20 protein-coding genes, 1 pseudogene and 1 other annotated feature are annotated in these 24,313 nt (G+C 53.1%); of the genes and pseudogenes, 15 read left to right on the top strand and 6 right to left on the bottom strand.

Features of this window, described 5'->3' with window-relative positions:
- The first annotated feature begins 50 nt into the window (after positions 1–50).
- From hemC to KNP76_RS03400, 7 genes are all read left to right on the top strand, one after another.
- Entirely contained in the window at positions 51–968 is a 918-nt protein-coding gene (gene hemC / locus KNP76_RS03430) for a hydroxymethylbilane synthase (protein ID WP_034809752.1), read from the top strand.
- Positions 961–1,626 carry a uroporphyrinogen-III synthase gene (locus tag KNP76_RS03425; RefSeq protein ID WP_211780967.1) on the top strand — a complete coding sequence of 222 codons (666 nt, stop codon included), beginning with the start codon at positions 961–963 and terminating at the stop codon, positions 1,624–1,626. Before hemC ends, KNP76_RS03425 begins: the two co-directional genes overlap by 8 nt.
- Positions 1,623–2,603, top strand: a complete 981-nt coding sequence (gene hemB, locus KNP76_RS03420; protein ID WP_214842686.1) for a porphobilinogen synthase — start codon at positions 1,623–1,625, stop codon at positions 2,601–2,603. The genes KNP76_RS03425 and hemB overlap by 4 nt, the downstream gene beginning before the upstream one ends.
- A complete protein-coding gene (gene hemL / locus KNP76_RS03415) occupies positions 2,600–3,904 on the top strand; it encodes a glutamate-1-semialdehyde 2,1-aminomutase (protein WP_214842684.1) in 1,305 nt (434 codons plus the stop codon). Before hemB ends, hemL begins: the two co-directional genes overlap by 4 nt.
- Positions 3,905–3,951: 47 nt before the next feature.
- Positions 3,952–4,175: a binding site (T-box leader), on the top strand.
- 56 nt (positions 4,176–4,231) lie between these two features.
- Complete coding sequence (locus KNP76_RS03410) at positions 4,232–6,883, top strand: valine--tRNA ligase (protein WP_214842682.1); 2,652 nt, start codon at positions 4,232–4,234, stop codon at positions 6,881–6,883.
- A gap of 86 nt (positions 6,884–6,969) precedes the next feature.
- On the top strand, positions 6,970–7,725 hold the full coding sequence (locus KNP76_RS03405; RefSeq protein WP_214842670.1) for a hypothetical protein: 756 nt from the start codon (positions 6,970–6,972) through the stop codon (positions 7,723–7,725).
- Positions 7,726–7,881: 156 nt separating this feature from the next.
- Positions 7,882–8,091: a hypothetical protein gene (locus KNP76_RS03400; protein ID WP_214842668.1), complete on the top strand. Its 210-nt coding sequence runs from the start codon at positions 7,882–7,884 to the stop codon at positions 8,089–8,091.
- A gap of 197 nt (positions 8,092–8,288) precedes the next feature.
- Here KNP76_RS03400 and KNP76_RS03395 read toward each other — a convergent pair whose 3' ends face one another.
- The 3 genes from KNP76_RS03395 to KNP76_RS03385 form a co-directional block, all read right to left on the bottom strand.
- Positions 8,289–8,489, bottom strand: a complete 201-nt coding sequence (locus tag KNP76_RS03395) for a hypothetical protein (protein ID WP_214842666.1) — start codon at positions 8,487–8,489, stop codon at positions 8,289–8,291.
- Positions 8,486–8,662 carry a hypothetical protein gene (locus tag KNP76_RS03390; RefSeq protein ID WP_211779771.1) on the bottom strand — a complete coding sequence of 59 codons (177 nt, stop codon included), beginning with the start codon at positions 8,660–8,662 and terminating at the stop codon, positions 8,486–8,488. Before KNP76_RS03390 ends, KNP76_RS03395 begins: the two co-directional genes overlap by 4 nt.
- A 90-nt stretch (positions 8,663–8,752) precedes the next feature.
- On the bottom strand, positions 8,753–10,192 hold the full coding sequence (locus KNP76_RS03385) for a protein adenylyltransferase SelO (protein WP_214842664.1): 1,440 nt from the start codon (positions 10,190–10,192) through the stop codon (positions 8,753–8,755).
- 108 nt (positions 10,193–10,300) lie between these two features.
- On the opposite strand from KNP76_RS03385, the gene KNP76_RS03380 reads away from it, so the two are divergent.
- The 3 genes from KNP76_RS03380 (at position 10,301) to KNP76_RS03370 (ending at position 15,949) form a co-directional block, all read left to right on the top strand.
- On the top strand, positions 10,301–11,515 hold the full coding sequence (locus KNP76_RS03380; protein WP_214842662.1) for a bifunctional folylpolyglutamate synthase/dihydrofolate synthase: 1,215 nt from the start codon (positions 10,301–10,303) through the stop codon (positions 11,513–11,515).
- Positions 11,516–11,600: 85 nt separating this feature from the next.
- Positions 11,601–15,341: a DUF5057 domain-containing protein gene (locus KNP76_RS03375; RefSeq protein ID WP_214842660.1), complete on the top strand. Its 3,741-nt coding sequence runs from the start codon at positions 11,601–11,603 to the stop codon at positions 15,339–15,341.
- Complete coding sequence (locus KNP76_RS03370) at positions 15,341–15,949, top strand: hypothetical protein (protein ID WP_214842658.1); 609 nt, start codon at positions 15,341–15,343, stop codon at positions 15,947–15,949. The genes KNP76_RS03375 and KNP76_RS03370 overlap by 1 nt, the downstream gene beginning before the upstream one ends.
- Before the next feature lie 41 nt (positions 15,950–15,990).
- Here KNP76_RS03370 and KNP76_RS03365 read toward each other — a convergent pair whose 3' ends face one another.
- From KNP76_RS03365 to KNP76_RS03355, 3 genes are read right to left on the bottom strand one after another with little or no spacing between them, the layout of a single operon-like run.
- Entirely contained in the window at positions 15,991–17,646 is a 1,656-nt protein-coding gene (locus KNP76_RS03365; protein WP_214842657.1) for a hypothetical protein, read from the bottom strand.
- A gap of 18 nt (positions 17,647–17,664) precedes the next feature.
- Positions 17,665–18,228: a prepilin-type N-terminal cleavage/methylation domain-containing protein gene (locus KNP76_RS03360; protein ID WP_024369850.1), complete on the bottom strand. Its 564-nt coding sequence runs from the start codon at positions 18,226–18,228 to the stop codon at positions 17,665–17,667.
- Positions 18,167–18,616 (bottom strand): type IV pilus modification PilV family protein, encoded by a 450-nt coding sequence (locus KNP76_RS03355; RefSeq protein ID WP_214842654.1) that lies wholly within the window; start codon positions 18,614–18,616, stop codon positions 18,167–18,169. The genes KNP76_RS03360 and KNP76_RS03355 overlap by 62 nt, the downstream gene beginning before the upstream one ends.
- Positions 18,617–18,781: 165 nt before the next feature.
- Between KNP76_RS03355 and KNP76_RS03350 the strand changes: the two are divergent.
- From KNP76_RS03350 to KNP76_RS03330, 5 genes and pseudogenes are all read left to right on the top strand, one after another.
- A pseudogene (locus KNP76_RS03350) lies at positions 18,782–19,813 on the top strand (G5 domain-containing protein); the annotation flags it as partial.
- Between the two features lie 191 nt (positions 19,814–20,004).
- Positions 20,005–20,289: a hypothetical protein gene (locus tag KNP76_RS03345; protein ID WP_214842650.1), complete on the top strand. Its 285-nt coding sequence runs from the start codon at positions 20,005–20,007 to the stop codon at positions 20,287–20,289.
- Position 20,290: 1 nt separating this feature from the next.
- Positions 20,291–21,949, top strand: a complete 1,659-nt coding sequence (locus KNP76_RS03340) for a GspE/PulE family protein (RefSeq protein WP_034817946.1) — start codon at positions 20,291–20,293, stop codon at positions 21,947–21,949.
- Positions 21,950–21,953: 4 nt separating this feature from the next.
- On the top strand, positions 21,954–22,991 hold the full coding sequence (locus KNP76_RS03335) for a type IV pilus twitching motility protein PilT (protein WP_029335628.1): 1,038 nt from the start codon (positions 21,954–21,956) through the stop codon (positions 22,989–22,991).
- A 4-nt stretch (positions 22,992–22,995) separates the two neighbouring features.
- The gene (locus tag KNP76_RS03330; protein ID WP_214842648.1) at positions 22,996–24,213 is read left to right on the top strand and encodes a type II secretion system F family protein; all 1,218 of its coding nucleotides are present in this window, start codon (positions 22,996–22,998) and stop codon (positions 24,211–24,213) included.
- The last annotated feature ends 100 nt before the right edge of the window (positions 24,214–24,313 follow it).

Raw genomic sequence — 24,313 nt, 5'->3', positions numbered from 1 at the left:
ATCAAACAGGCGGCGAATCTCGTCGCCTTTTTCTATGAAGGAGACCAATCATGCGTAAAATCATTGTCGGCTCACGCCGTTCCCAACTCGCGATGACACAGACGAAATGGGTCATCGAGCAATTGAAGAAAGCTGGCGCACAAAACGAGTTCGAGATTAAAGAGATCGTGACGAAAGGTGACCAAATCGTCGACGTCCAGTTATCCAAAGTCGGCGGAAAAGGGTTGTTCGTCAAAGAGATTCAACAACAGATGCTCGACGGTGACATCGATTTTGCGGTCCACAGCATGAAAGACGTCCCGGCCGAACTTCCGGAAGCGCTCTACATCAGCTGTATGCCAAAGCGCGTCGACGCGCGTGACGTCCTCATCTGTGAGAACGGCCATACGCTCGAGACGCTCCCGGAAGGTGCGATTATCGGGACGAGCTCGCTCCGTCGCGGCGCGCAAATGCTCGCGGCGCGCCCGGACTTCGAGATTCAATGGATTCGAGGCAACATCGACACACGACTAAAAAAACTCGAGACGGAAAACTTCAACGCCATCTTGCTCGCCAAAGCCGGGCTTGAGCGCATGGGGTGGACGGACCGTGTCGACTTCGAAGCGCTCGACCCAGACATGATGGTCCCGGCCGTCGGCCAAGGCGTGCTCGCCATCGAGAGCCGGAAAGACGACGCTGAAGTGACGGCGGTCTTACAACTGTTACACGATGACGTGACGGCGAAAGCGGCGACGGCCGAGCGGACGTTCTTAAAGGCGATCGAAGGGAGCTGCCACGTGCCGGTCGGTGGTTACGCGACGGTCGACGGGGACGATGTGACGCTCACCGGGCTCATCGCCTCGGTCGACGGGAAAGAAGTGCTCCGCGTGACGAAGACGTCGAAGGATGAAATCGCACTCGGTCAAGACGTGGCGAACGAACTCCTTGGACGTGGCGGACGCGAGATTCTCGCCTCGGTCGATGTGTGACGTCTGGTACACAGGGACAAAACGATTGACCGCTTCGCAACGGGCCACGCTCGAGGCGAGCGGTCTTTCCGTTCATCACGTCCCGCTCATCGAGACAAGATTGACCGATGCGCCACTACCGACCCGTTCATTCGATTGGCTCGTCGTCACGAGCCAGACAGCCGTACCGGCGCTGACGGACGTCCCGCGCGACGTCCGCGTCGCCGCCGTCGGCGAGAAGACGAAACAAGCGCTCGAACGAGTTGGCTTCACCGTCTCGCTCATGCCGGAGACGTATACGGGCGAGGCGCTGTTCCACGAGTTGGCCCACGTCGTCAAACCAGACGAGACCGTCGTGTTCGCCCGGGGCGATTTGGCGAACACAGATCATATGAAACAACTTCACCATGTCGTCGACTGGGTCGTCTATGAGACGGTCGGTCGTGACTTGACCGAGGCGGAAGTCGAGGCGCTCGAACGCGTCAACGCACTTCTCGTCCTCAGCCCGTCCGCCGTTCGGGCGATCACACCGTACCTCGACCGTTTCGACGGGACGTGGTACGCCATCGGTGAAGTGACCGAGCGCGCCGTCCGGGAAGTGTCGACGTTACCGGTCCGCGTGCCTGAGTGTTATACTATGGATGCATTAATACAGTGTGTAGGGGAGGATTTTTCATGAACCAGTTCGACCGTCACCGTCGCCTTCGTTCATCGAAGTCGATGCGTGCACTCGTACGTGAAAACCATGTTCGGAAAGAAGATTTGATTTACCCGCTCTTCATCATCGAAGGGACAAATATTAAGCGTGAGGTCAGTTCGATGCCCGGCGTCTTCAACTTCTCGCTCGACCGGCTCGAGGACGAAATCAAGGAGATCGTCGACCTCGGTATTCAGTCGGTGCTCTTGTTCGGCGTACCGGAGCATAAAGACCCGGAAGGTTCGGAAGCGTATCATGACCACGGCATCGTCCAAGAAGCGATCCGTCAAGTGAAAGCGTGGGCGCCAGAACTCACGGTCATCGCCGACACGTGTCTCTGTGAATATACGTCAACGGGCCACTGCGGCATCGTGAAGAACGGGGACGTCGATAACGACGCGTCACTGCCGCTTCACGTGCAGACGGCGATCACGCAAGCGCAAGCGGGTGCAGACATCATCGCGCCGAGCTCGATGATGGACGGCTTCGTCGCATCGATTCGGGAAGGGCTCGACCAAAACGGATTCAGTCATATCCCGATCATGAGTTACGGCGTCAAGTACGCATCGGCGTATTATGGACCGTTCCGTGACGCGGCCCAGTCGGCACCAGGTGAAGGTGACCGGAAAGGCTATCAGATGGACCCGGCCAACCGCCGCGAGGCGTTCCGTGAGTCACAATCGGACGTCGAGCAAGGCGCCGACTTCATGATCGTCAAACCGGCGCTCGCGTTCATGGACATCATCCGTGACATGCGCGACTCGCTCGATATGCCTATCGTGGCATACAACGTGAGCGGAGAGTACGCCATGGTCAAAGCGGCGGCCTTGAACGACTGGGTCGATGAGCAACGCATCGTCATGGAGACGATGGTCGGCTTTAAACGGGCCGGCGCGGACCTCATCGTCACGTATTTCGCAAAAGACGTCTGTCGCTATTTGGAAGGAGACTACGCATGACCTACAAACAAACACGCTCAGAAGCAGCATTTGAACAAGCACGTCCGCTCATGCCGGGCGGGGTAAACAGCCCGGTCCGTGCCTATAAATCAGTCGGGATGACACCAATCTTCGCCGAACGCGGTGAAGGCTCACGTGTGTACGACATCGACGGCAACGAATATATCGACTACGTCCTCTCTTGGGGACCGCTCATCCTCGGTCACCGTGACCCTGTCGTGACGAAAGCGATCCAAGAGCAGGCCGAGAAGGGCTGGACGTTCGGGACACCGACCGAGCTCGAGACGAAGATGGCGGAACTCGTCATCGACCGCGTCCCATCGATCGAGATGGTGCGTATGGTCAACTCGGGTACGGAAGCGACGATGGCGGCACTTCGCCTCGCACGCGGTTACACGGGCAAGACGAAAATCTTGAAGTTCGAAGGCTGCTACCACGGTCACGGCGACTCGCTCCTCATCAAGGCGGGATCGGGTGTCGCGACGCTCGGCCTCCCGGACTCACCGGGCGTGCCGAAAGAACTCGCGAGCCACACGCTCACGGTGCCGTATAACGACTTAGAAGCGGTCCGCGTCGCGTTTGAGAAGTACGGCGATGACCTCGCAGGTGTCATCGTCGAGCCGGCTGCGGGCAATATGGGCTTCGTGCCACCGCAGCCTGGTTTCCTCGAAGGACTCCGTGAGATCACGGAGCAAAACGGCGCGCTCCTCATCTTTGACGAGGTCATGACCGGCTTCCGTGTCGGCTACAACTGTGCCCAAGGCTACTTCGGTGTGACGCCGGACTTGACGTGTCTCGGGAAAGTCATCGGCGGCGGTCTTCCGGTCGGCGCGTACGGCGGGAAACGCGAGATCATGGAACAAATTGCGCCGCAAGGACCGATTTACCAGGCGGGCACGCTCTCAGGAAACCCGCTCGCGATGATTGCCGGCTACACGACGCTGTCGCAACTCAAACCGGAACATTATGCGGAGTTCGAACGCAAAGCGGATCGTCTCGCCGAAGGCTTCACGAAAGCGGGCGAGACATACAACATCCCGCACGACACGAACCGTGCCGGGTCGATGTTCGGCTTCTTCTTCACGAACGAGAAAGTGACGAACTTCGAGAAGGCGAAATCGGCCAACCTCGAGATGTTCCGCTCGTATTATCAGAAGATGGCGGCGCGCGGCGTGTTCTTGCCACCGTCACAGTTCGAAGGCTTGTTCCTCTCGACCGTGCATACGGACGAGGACATCGAGCAGACGCTCGCAGCGGTCGAAGCGACGTTCAAAGAGCTACAAGAAGAGTTTTCACTCTAATCTTGACGGAACCCGCTTCTGTCGCTACAATTGTTTAACAGATACGAACAAAAGCTATGATGAGGAATAGTACGCAACAAACATCCTTTCCCAGAGACGCGGCCGTTAGGTGCAAGGCCGCGAAGGATGGTGCGGAAGTCGCCTCGGAGCTGACCTTTTGAACGCGAGTAGAGAGGTCCGGTCCATCGACCGTTATTCGATTTTGAGGGCGCCAACGTGTTTGGCGAACTAAGGTGGTACCGCGGAAGATTCGGCTTCTTTCGTCCTTAGCGTATAGGACGAAAGAAGCCGTTTTTGTGTTTACATTTTATAGAGGGGGCATTATATATGGCCAACGAGACAAACGAAATCACCATGCCGACGAAGTACGACCCGAGTGCGACGGAAGCGAAATGGTACGACTACTGGTTAGAGAACGACGTATTCAAAGCAGACGAGGACGACTCGAAAGAGCCGTACACAATCGTCATCCCGCCACCGAACGTGACAGGAAAACTTCACCTCGGACACGCATGGGACACGACGCTCCAAGACTTATTGACGCGCTTGAAGCGCATGCAAGGCTATGACGTCCTCTGGCTCCCAGGGATGGACCACGCCGGCATCGCGACACAAGCGAAAGTCGAACAAAAGCTCCGTGAGGACGGCATCATGCGTTACGACCTCGGTCGCGAGAAGTTCCTCGAGAAGACGTGGGAGTGGAAAGACGAGTACGCGGACACGATCCGTGCCCAGTGGTCAAAACTTGGCCTCGGCCTCGACTACTCGCGTGAGCGCTTCACGCTCGACGAAGGGCTCTCAAAAGCGGTTCAGGAAGTATTCGTCCGCTTGTACGAGAAAGGCTTGATTTACCGTGGCGAGTATATCGTCAACTGGGACCCGGCGCAAAAGACTGCCGTCTCGGATATCGAAGTCATCTATCAAGAAGTCGAAGGCGCGTTCTATCACATGAAGTACCCGCTCGCGGACGGTTCGGGCCACATCGAGATCGCGACGACGCGTCCGGAGACGATGCTCGGCGATACGGCCGTTGCCGTCAACCCGAAAGATGAGCGTTACGCGCACCTCGTCGGCAAGACGATCATGCTCCCGGTCATGAACCGTGAGATTCCAATCGTCGCGGACGACTACGTCGACATGGAGTTCGGTACAGGCTGCGTGAAGATCACACCGGCACACGACCCGAACGACTTCGAGATTGGGAACCGTCACGAACTCCCGCGCGTCCTCGTCATGGACGAAGGCGGCAAGATGAACGAGAACGCAGGCAAGTACGAAGGGCTCGACCGCTTCGAATGCCGCAAGCAACTCGTGAAAGATTTAGAAGCGGACGGCACGCTCGTCAAGATCGAGCCGCACACGCACTCGGTCGGTCACTCGGAACGTTCGGGCGCGGTCATCGAGCCATATCTTTCGAAACAGTGGTTCGTCGACATGGAGCCGCTCGCCAAAGCGGCGCTCGAAGCGCAAGGACATGACGACACGAAAGTCAACTTCGTCCCGGAGCGGTTCGAAGGCACGTACCTCCGCTGGATGGAGAACATCCGCGACTGGTGTATCAGCCGTCAACTCTGGTGGGGCCACCGCATCCCGGCCTGGTACCATAACGAGACGGGCGAGGTATATGTAGGAAAAGACGCACCAGCGGACAGCGAGAACTGGACGCAAGACGAAGACGTGCTCGACACGTGGTTCTCGTCAGCGCTCTGGCCGTTCTCGACGATGGGCTGGCCGGACACGGATGCGAAAGACTTCAACCGTTACTTCCCGACGAGTGCACTCGTCACGGGTTACGACATCATCTTCTTCTGGGTATCGCGTATGATTTTCCAATCGCTCGAGTTCACAGGGAAGCAACCGTTCAACGACGTCCTTATCCACGGTCTCATCCGCGATTCGGAAGGCCGCAAGATGTCGAAATCGCTCGGGAACGGTGTCGACCCGATGGAAGTTATCGACCAATACGGTGCCGACTCGCTCCGCTGGTTCCTCCTCACAGGGTCAACACCAGGAAACGACCTCCGTTTCTATTGGGAGAAGATCGAATCGACTTGGAACTTCGCGAACAAGATTTGGAACGCGAGCCGTTTCGCTCTCATGAACATGGACGGCATGAAGTTCGAAGATATCGATCTCTCAGGTGAGAAGACGCTTGCTGACAAATGGATTCTCACGCGCTTGAACGACACGGTCGACCAAGTGACGCGTCTCGTCGACAAGTACGAGTTCGGCGAAGCCGGTCGCTACTTGTACAACTTCATCTGGGAAGAGTTCTGTAACTGGTACATCGAGATGGCGAAACTCACGCTCTACGGTGAGGACGAGGCGGCGAAAGCGACGACACGTTCCGTGCTCGCGCATACGCTCGACTCGATCATGCGTCTCATGCACCCGTTCATGCCGTTCCTCACAGAAGAAATTTGGCAGCACTTGCCGCATGAAGGCGACTCGATCGTCCGTGCGAGCTACCCGACACGCCGTGACGACCTCCACTTCGCGGACTCGGTCCCAGCGTTTGAGGCGGTCATGAACGTCATCCGCTCGGTCCGGAACATCCGCTCGGAAGTGAACGCTCCGATGTCGAAACCGATTCAACTCTTCATCTCAACGAGTGATGAGGCGACACAAGGCTACTTGAGCGCGAACGAGGCGACGATCGGCAAGTTCACGAACGCGACCGAGCTTGAGATTGCTCGTGGCTTGACGGCGCCGGACAAGTCGATGTCAGCCATCATGACGGGAGCAGAACTGTTCATCCCACTCGCCGACCTCATCAACTTCGAAGAAGAGATCGCCCGTCTTGAAAAAGAAGTGGCGAAGTATGAGAAGGAAGTCGAACGCGTACAGAAGAAACTCGGCAACCCAGGCTTCACTGGCAAGGCCCCGGCTCACGTCATCGACGAAGAAAAAGCGAAAGAAAAAGACTACCTCGACAAGCGTGACGCGGTCCGCGCCCGTTTGGAAGAGTTGCGTAAGTAATGCATCGACCTTCTTTGGAGAAAATTTCTCCGAAGAAGGTTTTTTTGGTAGAATTAGGTATTACATACGATAAAGGTGGATGAGATATGAAGCGACGATTGGTCATCGCCAGCCTTGTTGTGTTCGGTTTGAGCGGGTGTATGGCGGAAACGCCTGCGCCGATTGAACGAACCGAATCCGAAGTAACAATCAACGAAGCAACCAAATCACCATCGGAGGAGAAAGACGTGTTCGGCTCCGTGATTGAAGATGTGCCGAAAGGGACCGTTCGACTTGTCGATGCGGTCACGGCCCAATACACACTTCAATATACGGATGGCACGTCCGAGCAACCCTCGAAAGAGGGTGTTTTCTACGAAACGGTCCTCGATAATCTTGGACTCATCGCCATCCGGTTGCCTGATCGCGACGATTCGTTCGGCGTGTTCAACTATTCACGGGGCGAGGAGTGGATGTTGCATGGTATTCAACACCTCACCGTGTCCAAGGCGGCTGAAAAAGTCCGACACGGATTGGAATTGCCTGAGGCGGAGCTCTTTGTCGCCCACTTTGAGATGAATCAACTGGAGCGCCCGGTCGAGATGTGGACGTTGTATGATGAGACGGAGCGTATCACGATTCTGTCGACCGATGCGTTCAGTGTGACCGACGGAGAAGTGATTGACCGACGAGACGTTTCGAATGAGCGGTATCGCTTAAATCAACCGGTAGGGAACGGCTTGTACTACTTCGACCAAGGGAGACTGATTGTCGTGACAGGGAACGTATCGGAAGAGACGTTGCTCGACCTCTCGGACTCGTTACCAGAGGCGTCATCGGCAGACTTTCCAATGAAAGAATAAATTAAAACAGGAGAAAGGATGGGTTCTCGTTTGCCAGTGCACGAATTTGATTTATGGGATCGAAATTTGAAAACGCCTATTCGTAATCCAGAATATAGTGGATACACTGAGGTTGATGATGATTTTATCCAAGAGCTTATGGAGGCGTGTTCGATTATGCGTACCTATTTCCATTCGTATCATCGTACTGAGCTCGGGTTGGACTATTACGGAATTACAATCATCCCAAACGAATCGTTGTCGATGTTTTATGAGATTATCACGCAATCACGTGCGTTTCCTCGTTCAGAAGAGTTGAGCGATTTAGCTCGTCTCATCGTTCAAGCCGAACGTGAAGGCAAGGACTTAGTTCATTTTGGGATTTAAATAAGCAACGAGAAACCCCGAGCATCGTCATCGATGTTCGGGGTTTCGTTTGCGTCCAACGTAGATGATGCCAAATAAAACAATAACAATCATAGCATGGAGGAGTAACGGCTGAGGATGCCCAATGCGGAATAGATGAATAGCATAGAAGACATAAAGGATGCTGCCGAATCCTAGCAACATGGAATTAAGAACCTTCATACGTCCACTTCCTCCGGTTCTGTCCAAAACGGAAGGCGACCGGTTGTCACGAAATAAGATGATGTGAGCAGGACGCCGATTGCAAGTCCAGTTACTCGAGGTTGAATCGACTCACCTATCAATGACAAATAAAAACTGTAGACGAGATACGACGTGGACACGACGATAAGCGTCATGAGCAAAATAGTCATCTTCATTTTGTCTCCTCCCATTCAAGCTCGTTCACATGTTTCATGAACTGGAAGAACGAAACGATTAAGAAAAACGCAGGCATGGACCAAACCCAGCCGCTATAAAAGGGACCTTGCCACAATTCGAGCGAGATAAGGCAGGCAAACCCGAGTGAGATGAGTGACGCAAGCAGACGCATAAGGACCCTCCTGAATGATTGATACTCATCTATACGTCGATTGATTATAGAAGGTTCCTAAAAAAATCCATCCCGCACAAGCGGAATGGATCACGTGCCACAATACGTTTGATACGGAACCATTCGTGGCGGCCCGGATGAGACGTAGCGGCCATAGTCCGCTTCATAATCATACGGGTTTCTAAGAACGTCGAGCAGTGCATGCGTCGGTTCAAAGTCACCTCGTTCGGCTGCTTGAATCGCTGACTCGACATGATGATTGCGCGGGATGACGGCCGGGTTGTACTGGCGCATGAGCCGAGTTACATCTGCTTCCGGGAGACCTTGCTCACTGAGGCGTTTTTGCCAAGCGGCGAGCCATGCCTTGCCGTCGTCTTGTTTGGAGAAAGCGAGCGCATCGATATCATCGAGCGTCAAGGCACGGAACGTGTTCGTGAAGTCCGCCTCGGTCTCGACCATCAGGCGAAGCAACTCGTCCGTGAGCGCATCGTCTCCGTCTTTTCGGACGTATAGCCCGACCTTATGCGCAAGTCCCGTGAAGTACGCTTCTTTATACGTCTCGGTATACCCGTCCAACAGCTTGTTGGCGATATCAATCGCCCCTTCTTGCGTATCGGTGAGGAGCGGTAACAGCGTCTCAGCAAGACGTGCCAAATTCCATGACCCGATGTACGGCTGATTCGCGTAGGCGTAACGGCCGTCCCGATCGATGGAGCTGAAGACGGTGTGCGGGTGATACGTGTCCATGAAGGCGCACGGCCCATAGTCGAGGCCTTCCCCGCTGATGAACGTGTTGTCCGTGTTCATGACGCCGTGGATGAAGCCGACGAGTTGCCAGTCGGCAATCAGTTTCGCCTGACGTGTAATGACGCGCCGGAGGAACTGTTCGTAGCGGTCGGGTTGTCCAACAAGGTCTGGGTCGTGACGCTTGATCGCAAAATCCGCAAGTGCGATGACGTCGTCAATTGAACCAGCCGCGGCCGCGTATTGGAACGTGCCGACCCGCAAATGGCTCGAGGCGACACGTGTCAACACGGCCCCGTGCTCCGGCTGTTGCCGCAGGACAGGTTCACCGGTCTTGACGACGCTTAAGGCACGATTCGTCGGGATACCGAGTGCGTGCATCGCCTCGCTGATGATGAACTCGCGCACCATCGGACCGAGGGCGGCCCGTCCGTCGCCGCCCCGGGAATACTCGGTTGGACCCGAACCTTTCAATTGGACATCAAATCGTTTCCCGTTCGGGGCGACGTGTTCCCCGAGCATAAGCGCACGGCCGTCCCCGAGCATCGTGAAGTGACCGAACTGATGGCCCGCATACGCCTCAGAAAAGGACGTGTCGGTCTGACTGTTTCCGGCTAATAGGGCGACGTCTTGCTTCACCGCCTTGACGTTGAGGCCAAGCGATTTCGCGAGGTCGTCATTGAACAAGACGAGCTCAGGTGCTTCAACCGGGTTGACCGGTCCACGGTGATAAAACATGTCACGGAGTTCGAGATACGTTGCCTCGAAGTTCCAGTTGGTTGTCATCGCAATCCCTCCTTCTTCGCCTCGAGTATAGCACAGCCGATTCATTCGTTCGGTGTCTGCGAATTTTGGTAAGATGAAAAAGAAGTGTACATATAGGAGTGAATCGAGATGAAGACGAGACAAGACGTACTGAAATGGTTGAACGGACAGCTTCGCTTCGGCATCAAGCCGGGGCTCGAACGAATGGAGTGGATGCTTTCACGACTCGGGATTGAGGAGTTGCCCTCGGTCCACGTTGCAGGGACGAATGGGAAAGGGTCGACCGTCGCTTTCTTGCGGTCGATGGCGATGCAGGAGGGCTTGGACGTCGGGACGTTCATCTCGCCGTATATCATCCAGTTCGAGGAGCGGATCATGTTGAACGGGGAGCCGATTCGGGAGGATGACCTCGTCCGGATTGCCAACCGGGTCCGAGACATTGCGAGTGCGTCGCCGGAGACGTTGACCGAGTTCGAACTGCTGACGGTCATGGCGTGGCTCTATTTCCACGAGCAACAGCCCGACCTCGTCATTTGGGAAGTCGGGCTCGGGGGTCGGCTCGACTCGACGAACGTGTTGAAACGGCCGCTCGCGACGGTCGTCACATCAATCGGGCACGACCATCAAGGCATTCTCGGTGACACGCTCGAAGAGATCGCGCTCGAAAAGTTCGGTATCATGAAGCGAGGTGTGCCGATGTTCCATAGTTTGACGGATGAGCGGTTGATTGGGTTGCTTGACGAACGAGGAGAGACGATGGACGCCCCGATTCATGACGTCACATCACTCGTCACGTCGATTGAGGACGGGCGCGAGACGGTCGTGACATACGACGGCTTGCCTCCGGTGACGCTCGGATTGACCGGACACCATCAAGCGTATAACGGGGCGTGTGCCGTCGCGGTCGCGCGTCATCTCGGATGGGGAGGAACGGCGATTCGGTCAGGGCTTGAGACAGCGCAGCATCCAGGCCGATATGAGCTCGTGTCGAAGACGCCGCGCATTCTGCTCGACGGAGCCCATAACGCGGAAGGGGTCGAGGCGCTCATCGAGCAAGTACGGCTCGAAGACGACGTGACGATCCTCGCGGCCATCCTCGCCGATAAAGACCGAGCCAGCATGGTGGCGTCGCTTCAAACGGTCGGAACAGTGTACGAGACGACGTTCGATTTCCCGCGGACACGGACGAAAGAAAGTTTGATCGAGGACGGGGCCGACTATGTCGACTGGAAACTATGGCTCAACCGTTGGGTGAAGAACCCGCAGTCGAAGACGCTCGTCGTGACGGGGTCGCTGTACTTCATCAGTGAAGTAAGAACGTATTTCCAAGGTTTGCAAAAATGACCTTGTTTTCCATCCATTTAAAGCGTATGAATGAGTATGAGAACGTATGTCTTATTTAACTCATATCCCAAGGAGGAAACGCACCATGGTCAGTCAGCGAAGATTGAAACGACCCGTAGCGGCATTCGTCGCGATCGTCTTCTTAACATCACTCCTTATTTCGACTTTATTTGAAATTTATACGACTGTTTCGGCAAGTACGCCAGTCAAACCAGTCATTTTAGAATTAACGGATATAGCAAAAGCGAATGAGAATACAATTGATGTGAAGGTGAAAATCGCCTCACAACTTAACCTAGGTTCTGGATATACTGTTCAGACGATGACGATGAAACAGTTCAACGCCTCCCGAGAGGATTTATTAGGGAAATATGACGCTGTCGTCTTTGGTCCTTCACGGGCGACGGTTAGCCAAGAGAAATACAGCGCAAATACGGTTAAGTACGATTCCAACTTAAGTGGGTTCGATAATATAAGAGCAGTAACGAAAGAGTCGCATAACACCACCGTGTATGATAATGACATTACAGCGTTGAAGGTGCAACAACTTCAACGTGAGCTTCTTGCGAACGGTGTTCCGGTATTGCTTCATGAGGACGTGTTTGCCACCAAAAATAACACGGCGAAAAAATTTAACCTACTAAAACAAACTCAAGCTGTCGTGTTCAAAACGACCGATGAGGCGAAAACGGTGTTAAATACGTTTTTCAATACGAATAAGCCGAATAAGGTGAAACAAGTCGTGACGAAGCAAGGAACGAAAACATTGACGTCATTGGTCGATGTGAAATCGGCAACTTCAATCGTGCCAGCTGAGCGCGGTAAGGAAATCAGATTTGAGTACACTCTTGAGAACGCTCCTTCGTCCAATGCGACGGTCGAATTGTACATCGACCTAGACAGCAATGACCGATTCACTCCGAACGAATGGGTCGAAACATTGCCTGCTAAGCAAGCTGGATCAATCAGCTATCGTATCGATGCTCCTAGTTACACGAGCCCGCGATACTGGAAGCTCGTGTTAAAAGATCCAAGTGCCCGTACTTATTCTTATCAGACAGGCCGTTTTTTGTTGAAAGATGAGAAGGCGGTAGCTAATGTCCTGCAAGTTACGTCGGATATGACTCAAAACGCAACTACAGGAAAGTTAAGCGATACTTTCGTAAACAATCAGATGTTAAGTCATAGTGATCTTTATTCATTTAATTTAGAGACGATTAGTTACAAAGAATTAATTGACAAAGTATGTGGTAACAAAATATCCACTAATCAAAAATGGTTTTACAGTAAAGATTTAATTATCTTCGGTTTTAATGATACTTACATCTCTACTCTTAGTGACGATTGTGTTCATCCAGAATTGATAAAATTTATGGATCAAGGTCGTGGCGTCATGTTTACGCATGACATGTTATATCGGACCGAGACGAGCGGTCAATTTAAAGCAACAAACAGTTGGGAATCAAATTTCGCTTCCCGTTTCGCGACGCGTGAATATACGAACATGGGGATTTATGCACAAAATCCCTCGACATCGGTCATTCAAACGGCTACCGGTTTATTCACTGAATATCCGTATAAGTTGAGTGCGAGCACTGGTACGACAAAAAAAGTTAAGACAACACACAACCAATACTTCTCACTCGATTTAGAAAATGAGGAATTGACGACCTGGTTCAACTTGGTGGGAAGTAACCGGACTGCAGGCGACAGCGCAAACCATTACTATATGTATACGGTCGGCAACTTGACGTATTCTGGGGCGGGTCATGTTCAAACGTTTAATGAGCAAGAAGAGAAAGAGATCTTCGTCAATACGATGTTCCGTGCTTTTATCGGATCAAACCATGCTCCAAAGATTGATGTACTTGCACCGGTCATGAACGAGTCGAAGAAACGGACCGTATATGACATCGAACCACTATACTTGTCGTGGAAGTCCATCGACTATGACTTTGCAGACCAATTTTTAGACACGCGTGTCCTTGTCGACGGAAAACAAGTGTTTCCGAAAGAAGAAGGGAAGTTCGCTAGCGTGCGAAACGATGAGGCGACCGGTTTCTTTTATGACCATAAAGCCAAAGCCGGGTCAACGTTGAACGTTCGAATTGAAACGAAAGAGCAACGTGCGAAGGGAGCTATCACCTCCTCTGAGACATTTACGGTCGATGTACTTGCTTCAGAAGAAGCAGCATTCGTCTCTCGTACAATCAGTCCGTTAGTGACCGAGACGGGCAATCAAGTCACACTCGCATACAATATTAATCAGTCTGTCCCGTTCATTCAGTCGCCAAACGGAAATGCTTATAAACAATTCTCTTGGACGATTAATGTGGAAGACGTCATTCCGACAGGTTACGCGGTCGTTCCAGCCACATTGCCGAACGGTTGGAGAGTCGATGGGAACAAAGTGAGTGGCTCTTTCACGAGTCAGTGTCTCATTGAAAAGGGTGATAAGACCTGCAAAGTGAACGATACGAAAGTGGAAGTGAAATTAACGGCGACGAAAGTCGGAAATTACTCGTTCGATAAAGGTAAATTTAACTACGTATTTGACGCAGAACACAATGCAAACGGAACAGATAAGCATGATGTGCAAAAACGAGGATCCGGGAACTTATCAGCCGTCAATACGACTATTCTTGAAAAAGAGATTGAGCAGCTACGACTCACTGGACCAATTTATTTGAATATTAATGAGGTGCGACAAATTGCGCCGGCCATCACACCAGATACATCTCGGAAGCTTGATTTACGTTGGCGTGTCGGCTCAGATGTAGTCGAGTTATCACCGAGTTATGTTAATAACAGCGCGACATTGAAAGGATTAAAACCTGGAAAATCGACCGTTCGTGTGGAGTACACGTCACCGGTGACTGGAAAAACGATTCAATCGAATGAAATCGACATCATCGTCGATGATCCACCGACACAGTTTGTTGCAAACAGCTTGAAGTTGCTCGTTGGAGAAGATGGAACGATTCAACCGACAATTAAGTCAGTGAATGAAGATTACCGGAATTTCCGATTTGAGGTCGTCTCTGGTCAGAATGTCATCACTGTCGTCGAAGGAACAAAGCAGACGCTCAAGGTGAAAGGTAGCACTCCGGGAACGGCGCAAGTGAGAGTGTCGCTAATCAATCAACCAATTACACAGTCCGTTATCCCTATTTTAGTAAACGTTGAAGTCGCATTGCCGACCCTCAGTATTTCTCCATCACAGACAACCTTATGGGTGTACCGCGACAAATCCGGGGCAATGGTTCGACAAGCGAGAGAGTTGACCATGACGCAGAGCGGATCCGTTAAACTACCGATCTCTTGGACATTGCCTGTTAACACAAAAGAAGTGACGCTTGAAAATCCAACACTCGATCGTGTGACTGTTCGAGCCGTTCAAGGACCAGGAACGTCGAACCGTTCCATTCCTGTCAAAGGGACCCTTGAACAATTCACATCGCAACAAGTGACCGCATCGATTGAAGTCAAAGAATATCCACAAGATGTTCTTGCCCCGAACATCGAGCTGTATATGGAAAACTCTCCATACACGTATGAACCGGTCTTCTTGCCGGCGACGGCAAACATTCGAGGGTTTGGAATGAGAGTGGCCGAAGGTACGGATGTCGTGGAAGTGGTCAATCAGACGAAACTCCGACTTAAAAAACCAGGACTGGCCAAAGTTCAAATTGCGACCGAAGACGTCAGTCGCTTCTTCTCGAACGATCAAGGACCGTCCATCGTTTATCGCGAATTTTATGTCCGCGTCCGGGAAGGCAATGATCCGAACCCAGGCACGCCAAATGATGCAGGAGATTACTATTGATGAAATGGAAAGTAACCATACTCGTTGGGATACTATTGTTCGCCGGACTCAGCGCTTCGGGATATGTGTTGTATCAAAAGCAACAAGTCGAACATACGATGGTGGATGGTGATGTGGAGCGGTTAGAACGAATTCTCAATCGCCCGCTCGTAAGTGTGGACGATCGATGGATGAGTGAGGCGGTCGAGCGATTCGATGTCAACACAGCGATTGTCTTATATGAACAAGGTGGAAAGTTATCCGACGAGCAGTGGGTGTACCTCGCTGACTTGATGACGTTCGAACAATTTCAACGTACTGTTGAGGCTGGGGCACCGCTGAATGTGGCGCTCCCGTCTCAGACGTTACTCGAGGGACTGTACAGTTTGAACGATGAACCTGAAAAGTGGCAGCTCGCACATGAGCGAATCGACTCATCTTTTTTAAACGAACATCCGAACGTGTTGGTTCGTGCGATTCATGATGGGAACTCGGAAGCATTCATCGATTTAATCAATCGGATGGATGAAGCGGCCATTCCCTTTGACACCGTAGAGCAACTCACTATGGAACAAGACCAACGACTCATGCTCGAGGCACTGAAACAAAAAGGATATGGATCAAACTAAAACAAGGACAATCCGTCGCGGATTGTCCTTGTTTGCTGACTTTATCGAAGTTGAACCGGATTGCTTACGAAAAATTGAAGTTGGTTCGTCACGGGCAACGTGTTCAACTGGTTGAAGACAGCATCGTTATACGAGAGTTTAAGACGAGATAAGGCAGCATCATGGCTCGCAGTACGGCTGTCGAAATATGCTTCAGGCGTCAACAGATCGTCTTCACTAAAAGAGCCGCGGAAGACGTTCACAACCATCGGACCCTTACTATAAAGTCCACCGTTAATTTCAAGCGTGGATCCAACGGCATAAACAAAAGTTGTGTCGCTGGAGTCACTATAAAGAAAAGCCTGCAACGTCGTAGGGGTCGACTCGAATTCATTGATACGATTCAACAAAATTTGTCCTTTTGATAATAAAATCAACGAGTTTCCTTTCGCCTCATCGATTGGCAAAATGTTAGCTCGATCGATGAACGTATTGCCTAGCGTGTAGACGGTTGAAGCGAACGAGACATTTCCTCGAATCGTTAAATTGCCTCTCACAATTAAAGGGCGCTCGATGGTAAGCTGATTTGTCGATTCGATTACGACGTCACCGTCAAAAAGAAGTGGGGCCGTTTGCGTAGCAATCGATTCTGTCACATACATCGGCCGATCTGAGAGGCTTGGCGGTGGTTTAATGATGGTCGGTTTTAAAAAACCGTTATAGACGCTAGCCGTCACATAAGAGGTTGGGCGCTCAATGACAGTCAATCCATCTTCGCTAAGGACTCGTTCAACGTTAAATGCTTGATCCGTTGACGCAATCATATTCTCCTCAAAAATAGTTTTACTTACGTCTGTCGTATATGCGAGCGTGCGGTCCACGTGACGATTTAAAAACTCGATAATGGAGTACTCGTATTGAAACGGCGAGAATTGACTCTTCGAGATGCCATAATCAGCCGTTTCACTAACAACTTCTTTGCCTGAAGTGAAGTAATCGTTCGCTGCGCAAGTCGAACAGTTGGCCGGATTCGATAAATCGATTCGTCCATCTAGATGAAACATGCTAGACGGCACGTTCGGCAGCAGTCGTTTTTCCCCGTTTAACTGATACTCAGCGGTTCGATTGAATGATAGTGGGCCACCCGAGTAAATATTCCCTTTAACGGTGGGCATCCCATTGATGGCTAACTGCTGGTCGGAGCCGAGTACGTAGTATAAGAAAGAGGGCAACGCCGTCAAATAAAGGTCTTGCGTGTACTCGACGGATAAGAGTGGTTGCTCGGGATTCAGCTGGCGGCTCGCAACGACATTCACTTGCAAAATCTTTGTGAAAGGAGCTGTCTCAAGCAGATTTGTGGCTTCGTCTTGTTTAAGGCGGATCGAGTATGTGATAGTACTGTCGCTCGTTTCGGCTAACGATTCAAATGGCGAATTTACTGCGAGCACGTCTTGAATCGCGCTATCGAACGCGGCCTCTGACGCCATGTGCTCAGGTACGGTTTGTGCGTCATGGAGTGGGAATTTGTTGCGAACGTCTGCCGCAATCAAGTTGAGGGCGCTTCTCGCATCCTCGTTCAACTGTGTATCTTCAGTTCGGATGACGGTCAGTTTGTTCGTCACGAGGTTCACCTGCATCGCGGCGAGCGACAGCACCGCTAGTGCTGCCATCGTCACGAGGACAAGGACGAGCACATATCCCTCTTCACGTTTTTGCATGCGGATGGCCTCCTTTCTTTAGAATGGGATGGAACTTTTAAATGTCTTCGCCGATTCAGGATTAGTGGCGAGCGATAACCGCATCTCGATTTCAAGTAAGCCACTTGTCATATAACTCGGACGACGTTTGTCATAAGTTGGATCGATAAGTTGAATTGAGATTGCTTCAAGTACGATGTTTGGGTTGCTTGGTTCATATGACTCGTTTGATAGATTGAGCGGGATAGCTTCATAGCCGGCCTCACGATAAATCATGCCTGATTCAGATATGTTTGGGTCTGATAGGCGGTGGAATTGAAACGTGTCATCGATTTGGGTGACCGCATCGAATTGACTTCGGTTCACCTCCGAGAGGATCGATGAGACCAAATAGTCCGCCTCACTACGGAGCTCACTTGTTTCATTCGTCAAGCGAAAGCCGAGCGTGCCTGAGATGAAGGCCGTTATGATGACGCCGCTCAAGATGGAGGCGACGACGACTGTCACAAGCAATTCGACTAAGGTGAACCCGTTTGATTGTTTACTTATCGTTTTCGCTTTCTGGGACAGCCGTTTCAGGGAACGGCTCACGTAACGTCGCATTCGAGATCACTCCTTTCAATCGGACGGGGGAGGACATCGTGTCTGTCGTGACAGATACTTCAAGCTCAATCGTATGACCGGATTGCGTCGGGCCAATCTCCGTCACGATTACATTGAACGATTGTCCGTTGATCTCCGCACAAAACGGACAAGGACCGCTCGGTGTCAGCGTCGTAAGAGAGAGCACGTCTTCAAGCGAAGAGGCTCTTCGATCTAACGTATGTAACGTATTCTGTGCGACTTGATTGGCAATTGTACGATTCAAACTATCATTCGTCGTTTTCAAGCTTTGACTAAATATATTTAACAAGGAGAAAGACACAATAGATAGAATAACAATCGAGACGAGTACTTCGACGAGCGTGAAACCTTGTTCAGAACGAGCCAACGCGTTGACCTCCTTTTCAAAAATAGTAAAACTGTAGGCAAAAACAGTCTATTTTCCTGAATTAATTGTTATTTTCTGTACAATGCATATTATACTAAAGTTACAGTGATTTCGGATAGTCCATCGAAAGTCTCATGGATCGACCATTTAGGGGGAATTTAAATTATGAAACGATTTGGGATGCACGTTCTCATCCTAGCAGGGCTCGTCCTGCTCGTGTCGCTGCCGACGATCGGGCTCGTCAACTACTTGGACGTGGCCGCGAAGACGAGTGCTACATATAAAGACACGCGCGTCGCCGGCATCGATGTGTCAGGCATGACAAAGCAAGAAGCGGTGATCCGGCTTGACAACGCCGTCAAAGATTTTCAAAACGCGCCGTTCAACGTGACGCTCGTCGACGGGACGACGCTCGAAGTCGGGAAAGACGTCGTGACGTTCAACGTTGACGGTACGCTCGAGACGATCACCGAACCAGGGGATTACCCGCTCGCGGTCGCCCTTGACGAAGAACGGATCACCCCGTACCTCGACAACCAGCCGGTGACGATGACGATGGTGACCGGACCGATCACCGCGTCGGCATCTCAGCTTGACTCGAATATCGTCCTTGAGACGATTGCCGAAGAGAACGAGGTCGTCGCTTCGATGACGGTCAGCCCGACACCGGCGATGCGCTCGGTGCTCGAGCGGATGAACGGGTTTGAAATGAACGCCGGGGACATCTTCAGCTTGAAGGCGTTCGGTGACGATTTCGACGCCATGACAACGCTCGGCCCATCCCTTTACCAGCTGTTCGCGGCGACGCCGTTCAACATTTTAGAACGCGTCCCGCATGAAGTGCTTCCGAGCGGGGTCGAACTCGGCTATGACGTGCTCGTCGATGACCGTTCGAACTTTGCCGTTCAAAACACGGAACAGACGGCATACGCCATCATCGTCTTGAACGAAGGGAACACGATGACCGTGCAACTGCTCGGAAAAGCGTTCGAGGCGGCGTATGAGTCACGTGTCGAGGAAGTTGTGAGTGTTCCGTATCAGAACGTCATCCGCTTCAGCCCGTCACTTCCGGCCGGCAGCTCGTCCGTGACACAATCGGGCCAGACAGGAGAATCGGGGAAACTGTACCGCGTCCGCATCACCGAAGCCGGTGAGACGCTCGAGATGCTTGGGTTCGACTTCTATGAGCCGGTCCCGGAGATCGTGACGAAAAGCTCGGTCCCGCTTCCGCCTCCAGAGCCGGTCGAACCGGTCATCCCAACTTTTCCTGAAGAACTACTGGAAGATGACCCGTTCGATGACGATGTAGAGAATGACGGATTGTATGATTTTGAAGAAGAACCGCCGGTATTTGAAAGCGTTCCGGAAACAAGCGAGGAGGCAGTCGGATGATTGGATATTTGATTTTGCTCGCCTTCTGGGTGCTCGCCACGTTGACACTATTCGCTCTGTCGGTCCCGAACGTGCGAAAACGGGGGACGAAACTCGTCATCGCGCTTCTCGTCGCCGTGCTCGCGGCCGGCGTGTACACGATGTACATGGAAGGACTCGAGCGGACGTGGTGGGCTATTTCCCTCCTTGTCCTCGGCGTGATCGGCGGTGCCGCATTGAGCGTCTTCATCGAACAACGAGACGTCGTGCAACAGGAGGTACCGCAGAGGATGGTGAAGTAAGGTGAGACGGACGAAGAAACGATTAGGTGAGATGCTCATCGAGGCAGGGATCATCACGACGGCCCAGCTCGATGAGGCGCTCGCTCAAAAACGACGGGGTGAAAAGCTCGGCGATACGCTCATGCGGCTCAACTATTTGACGGAGACGCAGCTCATTCAAGTGCTTCATGAGCAGTTGAACGTGCCGATCATCGCGTTATACGCGCAAGACATCAACATGACCGTGACAAAGCTCGTGCCGAAGGCGATCGCCCAAAAGCACGATATCATGCCAATCGAGTTACAGGGGAACACGCTGTTCATCGCGACGGCGGATCCCCTTGATTTGATTGCGGTGGATGACGTCCGGCTCCAGACGGGGATGAACATCGAGGTCGGCATCGCGACGCGAGAACAGATTCGTAAGACGATTAGCCGCTATTACGAGATGGACGCCTCGCTCATCGAGATTTTAAAAGAAGAAGCGCCCGAAGTGGAACGGCAAGAGACGGCGTCACGAGATGACGCGCCGGTCATCCGGCTCGTCAATCAACTGTTCTTGAGCGCCATCGACCAACGCGCCTCGGATATCCACTTCGACCCGCACGAGAAGCAACTCCACGTCCGCTTCCGGGTCGACGGCGACCTTCGCACCGAGGCGGTCTATCCGAAGAAGATTCAAAGCGTCATGCTGACCCGAATCAAGGTCATGAGTAACTTAGACATCACCGAGAGCCGATTGCCGCAAGACGGGCGCATCAAATATACGCTCCGCGACCGACCGTATGACTTTCGCGTCTCGACGCTCCCGACGATGTACGGTGAAAAGATCGTCATCCGGGTGCTCGACTCGTCGGAAGGGTTGACCGACCTGACAAAGCTCGGCTTTGGCGAGCACAACGAGCGCGTCTACCGCGACATGCTCAAGCGACCGAACGGGATCATCTTGATCACCGGGCCGACCGGTTCAGGGAAGTCATCGACGCTCTACGCGTCACTGAAAGAATTGAACGACGAGACGAAAAACATCATCACAGTCGAAGATCCGGTCGAGTATCAGCTCGATGGGATCAACCAAGTTCAAGTCAACGCGAAAGTCGGGCTCACGTTCGCCTCAGGATTGCGTTCGATTCTCCGTCAAGACCCGAACATCGTCATGGTCGGGGAGATTCGAGACACGGAGACGGCGGAGATCGCCATTCGTGCCTCGCTGACAGGTCACTTGGTGCTGTCGACGCTCCACACGAACTCGGCCATCAGTTCCATCACCCGTCTCGTCGACATGGGGGTCGAGCCGTTCCTCGTCGCCGCGTCGACGTCCGGGCTCGTCGCCCAGCGTCTCGTCCGACGCGTCTGTCGGGATTGCGGTCATCCGCAGCCCGTCTCGAAGCGTGAGCAAGAGCTGTTCGCGAACGAAGGGGTCGCCATCGACCATGTCGTCCGCGGCAACGGCTGTGCGTCTTGTAACTTCACCGGCTACCGGGGCCGCCTGGCCATCCATGAAGTCGTGCCAATCGATGAAGGGTTGCGCCGTCTCATCATGAACCAGGCGACCGAGGCCGAGATGGTCGACTACGCAAAACAGCACGGGGCGAGGTTCTTGCTCGCCGACGGGTTAGAAAAAGTCGCGTCAGGTTTGACGACGACCGAAGAGATTTTGAGAACAGTCATAACGGAGTGATGAGATGATCCATCAATCGATAGAAGTGATTTTGACGAAGGCGGTCGAACAGCGCGCCTCGGACATCCATCTGACCGCGGGCTCGCCGCCGATCTTCCGCATCGATGGAAGCCTCGTCACGATGGGCGAGGAGAAGGTGTTGCCGACGCACATCGAAGGTTATTTGAATGAGATCATGACCGAGGAGATGCGGGGGCGCTTAGAAGTCCAGCGCGACCTCGACTTCTCGTTCGGCGTCCCGCGCGTGTCGCGGTTTCGCGTCAACGCCTATTATCAGCGGGGGACGGTCGCCATCGCCTTCCGTTCCATTTCCGGGGAAATCCCGACGTTAAACGAGCTCGATCTGCCGCCGGTGTTGAAGCGACTCATCGAGAAACCGCACGGGCTCATCCTCGTGACGGGTCCGACCGGGTCGGGGAAATCGACGACGCTCGCCGCGATGATCCATGAGATCAACCGGACGCAACGGAAGCGGATCATCACGCTCGAAGACCCGATCGAGTATTTGCATTCCCATAACCAGAGCATCGTCGACCAGCGCGAGATCGGTTCGGACGTCATGAAGTTCGTGAACGGACTACGTGCCGCGCTCAGGCAAGACCCGGACGTCATCTTGCTCGGGGAGATGCGCGACCTCGAGACGATCTCGACGGCGATGACGGCGGCCGAGACGGGACACCTCGTCATGGCGACGTTACATACGTCGAGCGCGATGTCGACCGTCAGCCGTATCATCGACGCGTTCCCAGCCGAGCAACAAGACCAAATCCGGACACAGCTCGCCAACGTCTTGCTAGGTGTCGTCAGCCAGCGCTTGTTCCCGCGTGTCGACGTCCCGAAAGGCCGCGTCGCCGCGATGGAGATCATGCTCGGCAACGCGGCCGTCGCCAACTTGATTCGCAATGAAAAAGAGTTCCAGCTCCCGACCGTCATCCAGACGAACCGGCAGAGCGGGATGCAGTCGATGGACGCATCCATCGAGCAACTCGTCCGGCAAGGTATCATCAACCCGAACGCCGTGCCGAACGAAGAAATGAGGTAAGCGTATGGCCATATTCCAATACGAAGGTAAGCTCTTGAACGGGCGCCGTAAAAAAGGCCGCATCACGGCCGTCTCGCTCCGCGAGGCGAAAGAGAAGCTCCGTGAAGAGTCGATTCTCGTCACCGAGCTGTCCGAACTCGAGTCGACCGGGCTCAACACCGAGATCAATCTTCTTCCGGAGCGGGTGAAGATTGAACATTTGATCATGTACGTGCGCCAGTTCGCGACACTCATCCGGGCCGGTGTGCCGATCGTCCGGGCGACGTCGATTTTGCGCGTCCAAACCGAGTCGAAAGTGCTGAAGAAAACGCTCAGCCAAGTCGAGGACGATTTACGGGAAGGGATCGCCTATTCCGAGGCGATCAAGAAACACCCGCGCGTGTTCTCGAACTTCTTCAGCTCGATGGCGCTCGCGGGCGAGGCGAGCGGGAACTTGGAGGAGGCGCTCGACCAAATCGGGCTCCAACTCCAGAAACAGTACGACGTGAAACGGAAAGTCATCTCGGCGCTCACGTATCCGCTCGTCGTCTCCATCGTCGCCATCGGCGTCGTCGCCTTCCTCATGGTGAGCGTCGTCCCGACGTTCGCGAGCATCTTCGGACAGCTCGGAGGCGAACTGCCGCTCATCACCCGTCTCGTCGTCGCCGTCTCAGATTTCGTCGCCGCCTATTGGTGGCTCATCTTCGGGGTGGGACTCCTCGGTATCCTCGTGTTTACGTGGATGTTGAAGCGGGACAAGGAACGGTTCATCATCGACGGGTTGTTGCTGAAGATGCCGATTTTTGGGCCGATCGTCCTAAAGTCGCAGATTGCGTTACTGACGCGCAGTCTCGCCGTCTTGCTTCAAGCCGCCGTGCCGATTTTGTCGGCGATCGAGATCACCGAGAAGATCGTCTCGAACCGCGTCATCCGCAAAGGGCTTGGGAAGGCGCGCAACAGCATGGCGCAAGGTATTCCGCTCCACGAGCCGCTCATGCGCAATAACAACTTTCCGCCGCTCATGACGCAAATGATCGCGGTCGGCGAGGAGAGTGGGGATTTGGACTCGATGTTGAACGAAGTCGCCGAGTTTTATGAGACAGAGGTCGAGACGACGACGGACCGATTGAAGTCGATCATCGAGCCGCTCCTGATCGTCGTCTTGGCGAGCATCGTCGGCGTCATCGTCATCGCCGTCGTCGTGCCGATGTTCCAAATTTACGGGGATATCCAAAATCAGTAGAAAATTCTTAGTTTATGCACATAAACTACTTTTCAACACCAAATTTTGAATGTATAGTAAAATTGTTCTACTTGTTCTAGGTCTTATGTAATGAATACAG

Origin of the sequence: Exiguobacterium sp. s150, assembly GCF_018618435.1 — a bacterium.
Taxonomy (GTDB): domain Bacteria; phylum Bacillota; class Bacilli; order Exiguobacteriales; family Exiguobacteriaceae; genus Exiguobacterium; species Exiguobacterium alkaliphilum.
This window is presented reverse-complemented; position numbering and strand designations above follow the sequence as displayed.

Bases quoted from the DNA above. Each gene is read 5' to 3' on its own strand.
- KNP76_RS03400 (WP_214842668.1), top strand. From the start codon at position 7,882: ATGCGTACCTATTTCCATTCGTATCATCGTACTGAGCTCGGGTTGGAC.
- KNP76_RS03365 (WP_214842657.1), bottom strand. From the start codon at position 17,646: ATGCAAAAACGTGAAGAGGGATATGTGCTCGTCCTTGTCCTCGTGACG.
- KNP76_RS03370 (WP_214842658.1), top strand. From the start codon at position 15,341: ATGAAATGGAAAGTAACCATACTCGTTGGGATACTATTGTTCGCCGGA.
- KNP76_RS03375 (WP_214842660.1), top strand. From the start codon at position 11,601: ATGGTCAGTCAGCGAAGATTGAAACGACCCGTAGCGGCATTCGTCGCG.
- KNP76_RS03385 (WP_214842664.1), bottom strand. From the start codon at position 10,192: ATGACAACCAACTGGAACTTCGAGGCAACGTATCTCGAACTCCGTGAC.
- KNP76_RS03425 (WP_211780967.1), top strand. From the start codon at position 961: ATGTGTGACGTCTGGTACACAGGGACAAAACGATTGACCGCTTCGCAA.
- hemB (WP_214842686.1), top strand. From the start codon at position 1,623: ATGAACCAGTTCGACCGTCACCGTCGCCTTCGTTCATCGAAGTCGATG.
- KNP76_RS03330 (WP_214842648.1), top strand. From the start codon at position 22,996: ATGGCCATATTCCAATACGAAGGTAAGCTCTTGAACGGGCGCCGTAAA.
- KNP76_RS03345 (WP_214842650.1), top strand. From the start codon at position 20,005: ATGATTGGATATTTGATTTTGCTCGCCTTCTGGGTGCTCGCCACGTTG.
- hemL (WP_214842684.1), top strand. From the start codon at position 2,600: ATGACCTACAAACAAACACGCTCAGAAGCAGCATTTGAACAAGCACGT.
- KNP76_RS03390 (WP_211779771.1), bottom strand. From the start codon at position 8,662: ATGCGTCTGCTTGCGTCACTCATCTCACTCGGGTTTGCCTGCCTTATC.
- KNP76_RS03360 (WP_024369850.1), bottom strand. From the start codon at position 18,228: ATGCGACGTTACGTGAGCCGTTCCCTGAAACGGCTGTCCCAGAAAGCG.
- KNP76_RS03395 (WP_214842666.1), bottom strand. From the start codon at position 8,489: ATGAAGATGACTATTTTGCTCATGACGCTTATCGTCGTGTCCACGTCG.
- KNP76_RS03380 (WP_214842662.1), top strand. From the start codon at position 10,301: ATGAAGACGAGACAAGACGTACTGAAATGGTTGAACGGACAGCTTCGC.
- KNP76_RS03410 (WP_214842682.1), top strand. From the start codon at position 4,232: ATGGCCAACGAGACAAACGAAATCACCATGCCGACGAAGTACGACCCG.
- KNP76_RS03335 (WP_029335628.1), top strand. From the start codon at position 21,954: ATGATCCATCAATCGATAGAAGTGATTTTGACGAAGGCGGTCGAACAG.
- KNP76_RS03405 (WP_214842670.1), top strand. From the start codon at position 6,970: ATGAAGCGACGATTGGTCATCGCCAGCCTTGTTGTGTTCGGTTTGAGC.
- hemC (WP_034809752.1), top strand. From the start codon at position 51: ATGCGTAAAATCATTGTCGGCTCACGCCGTTCCCAACTCGCGATGACA.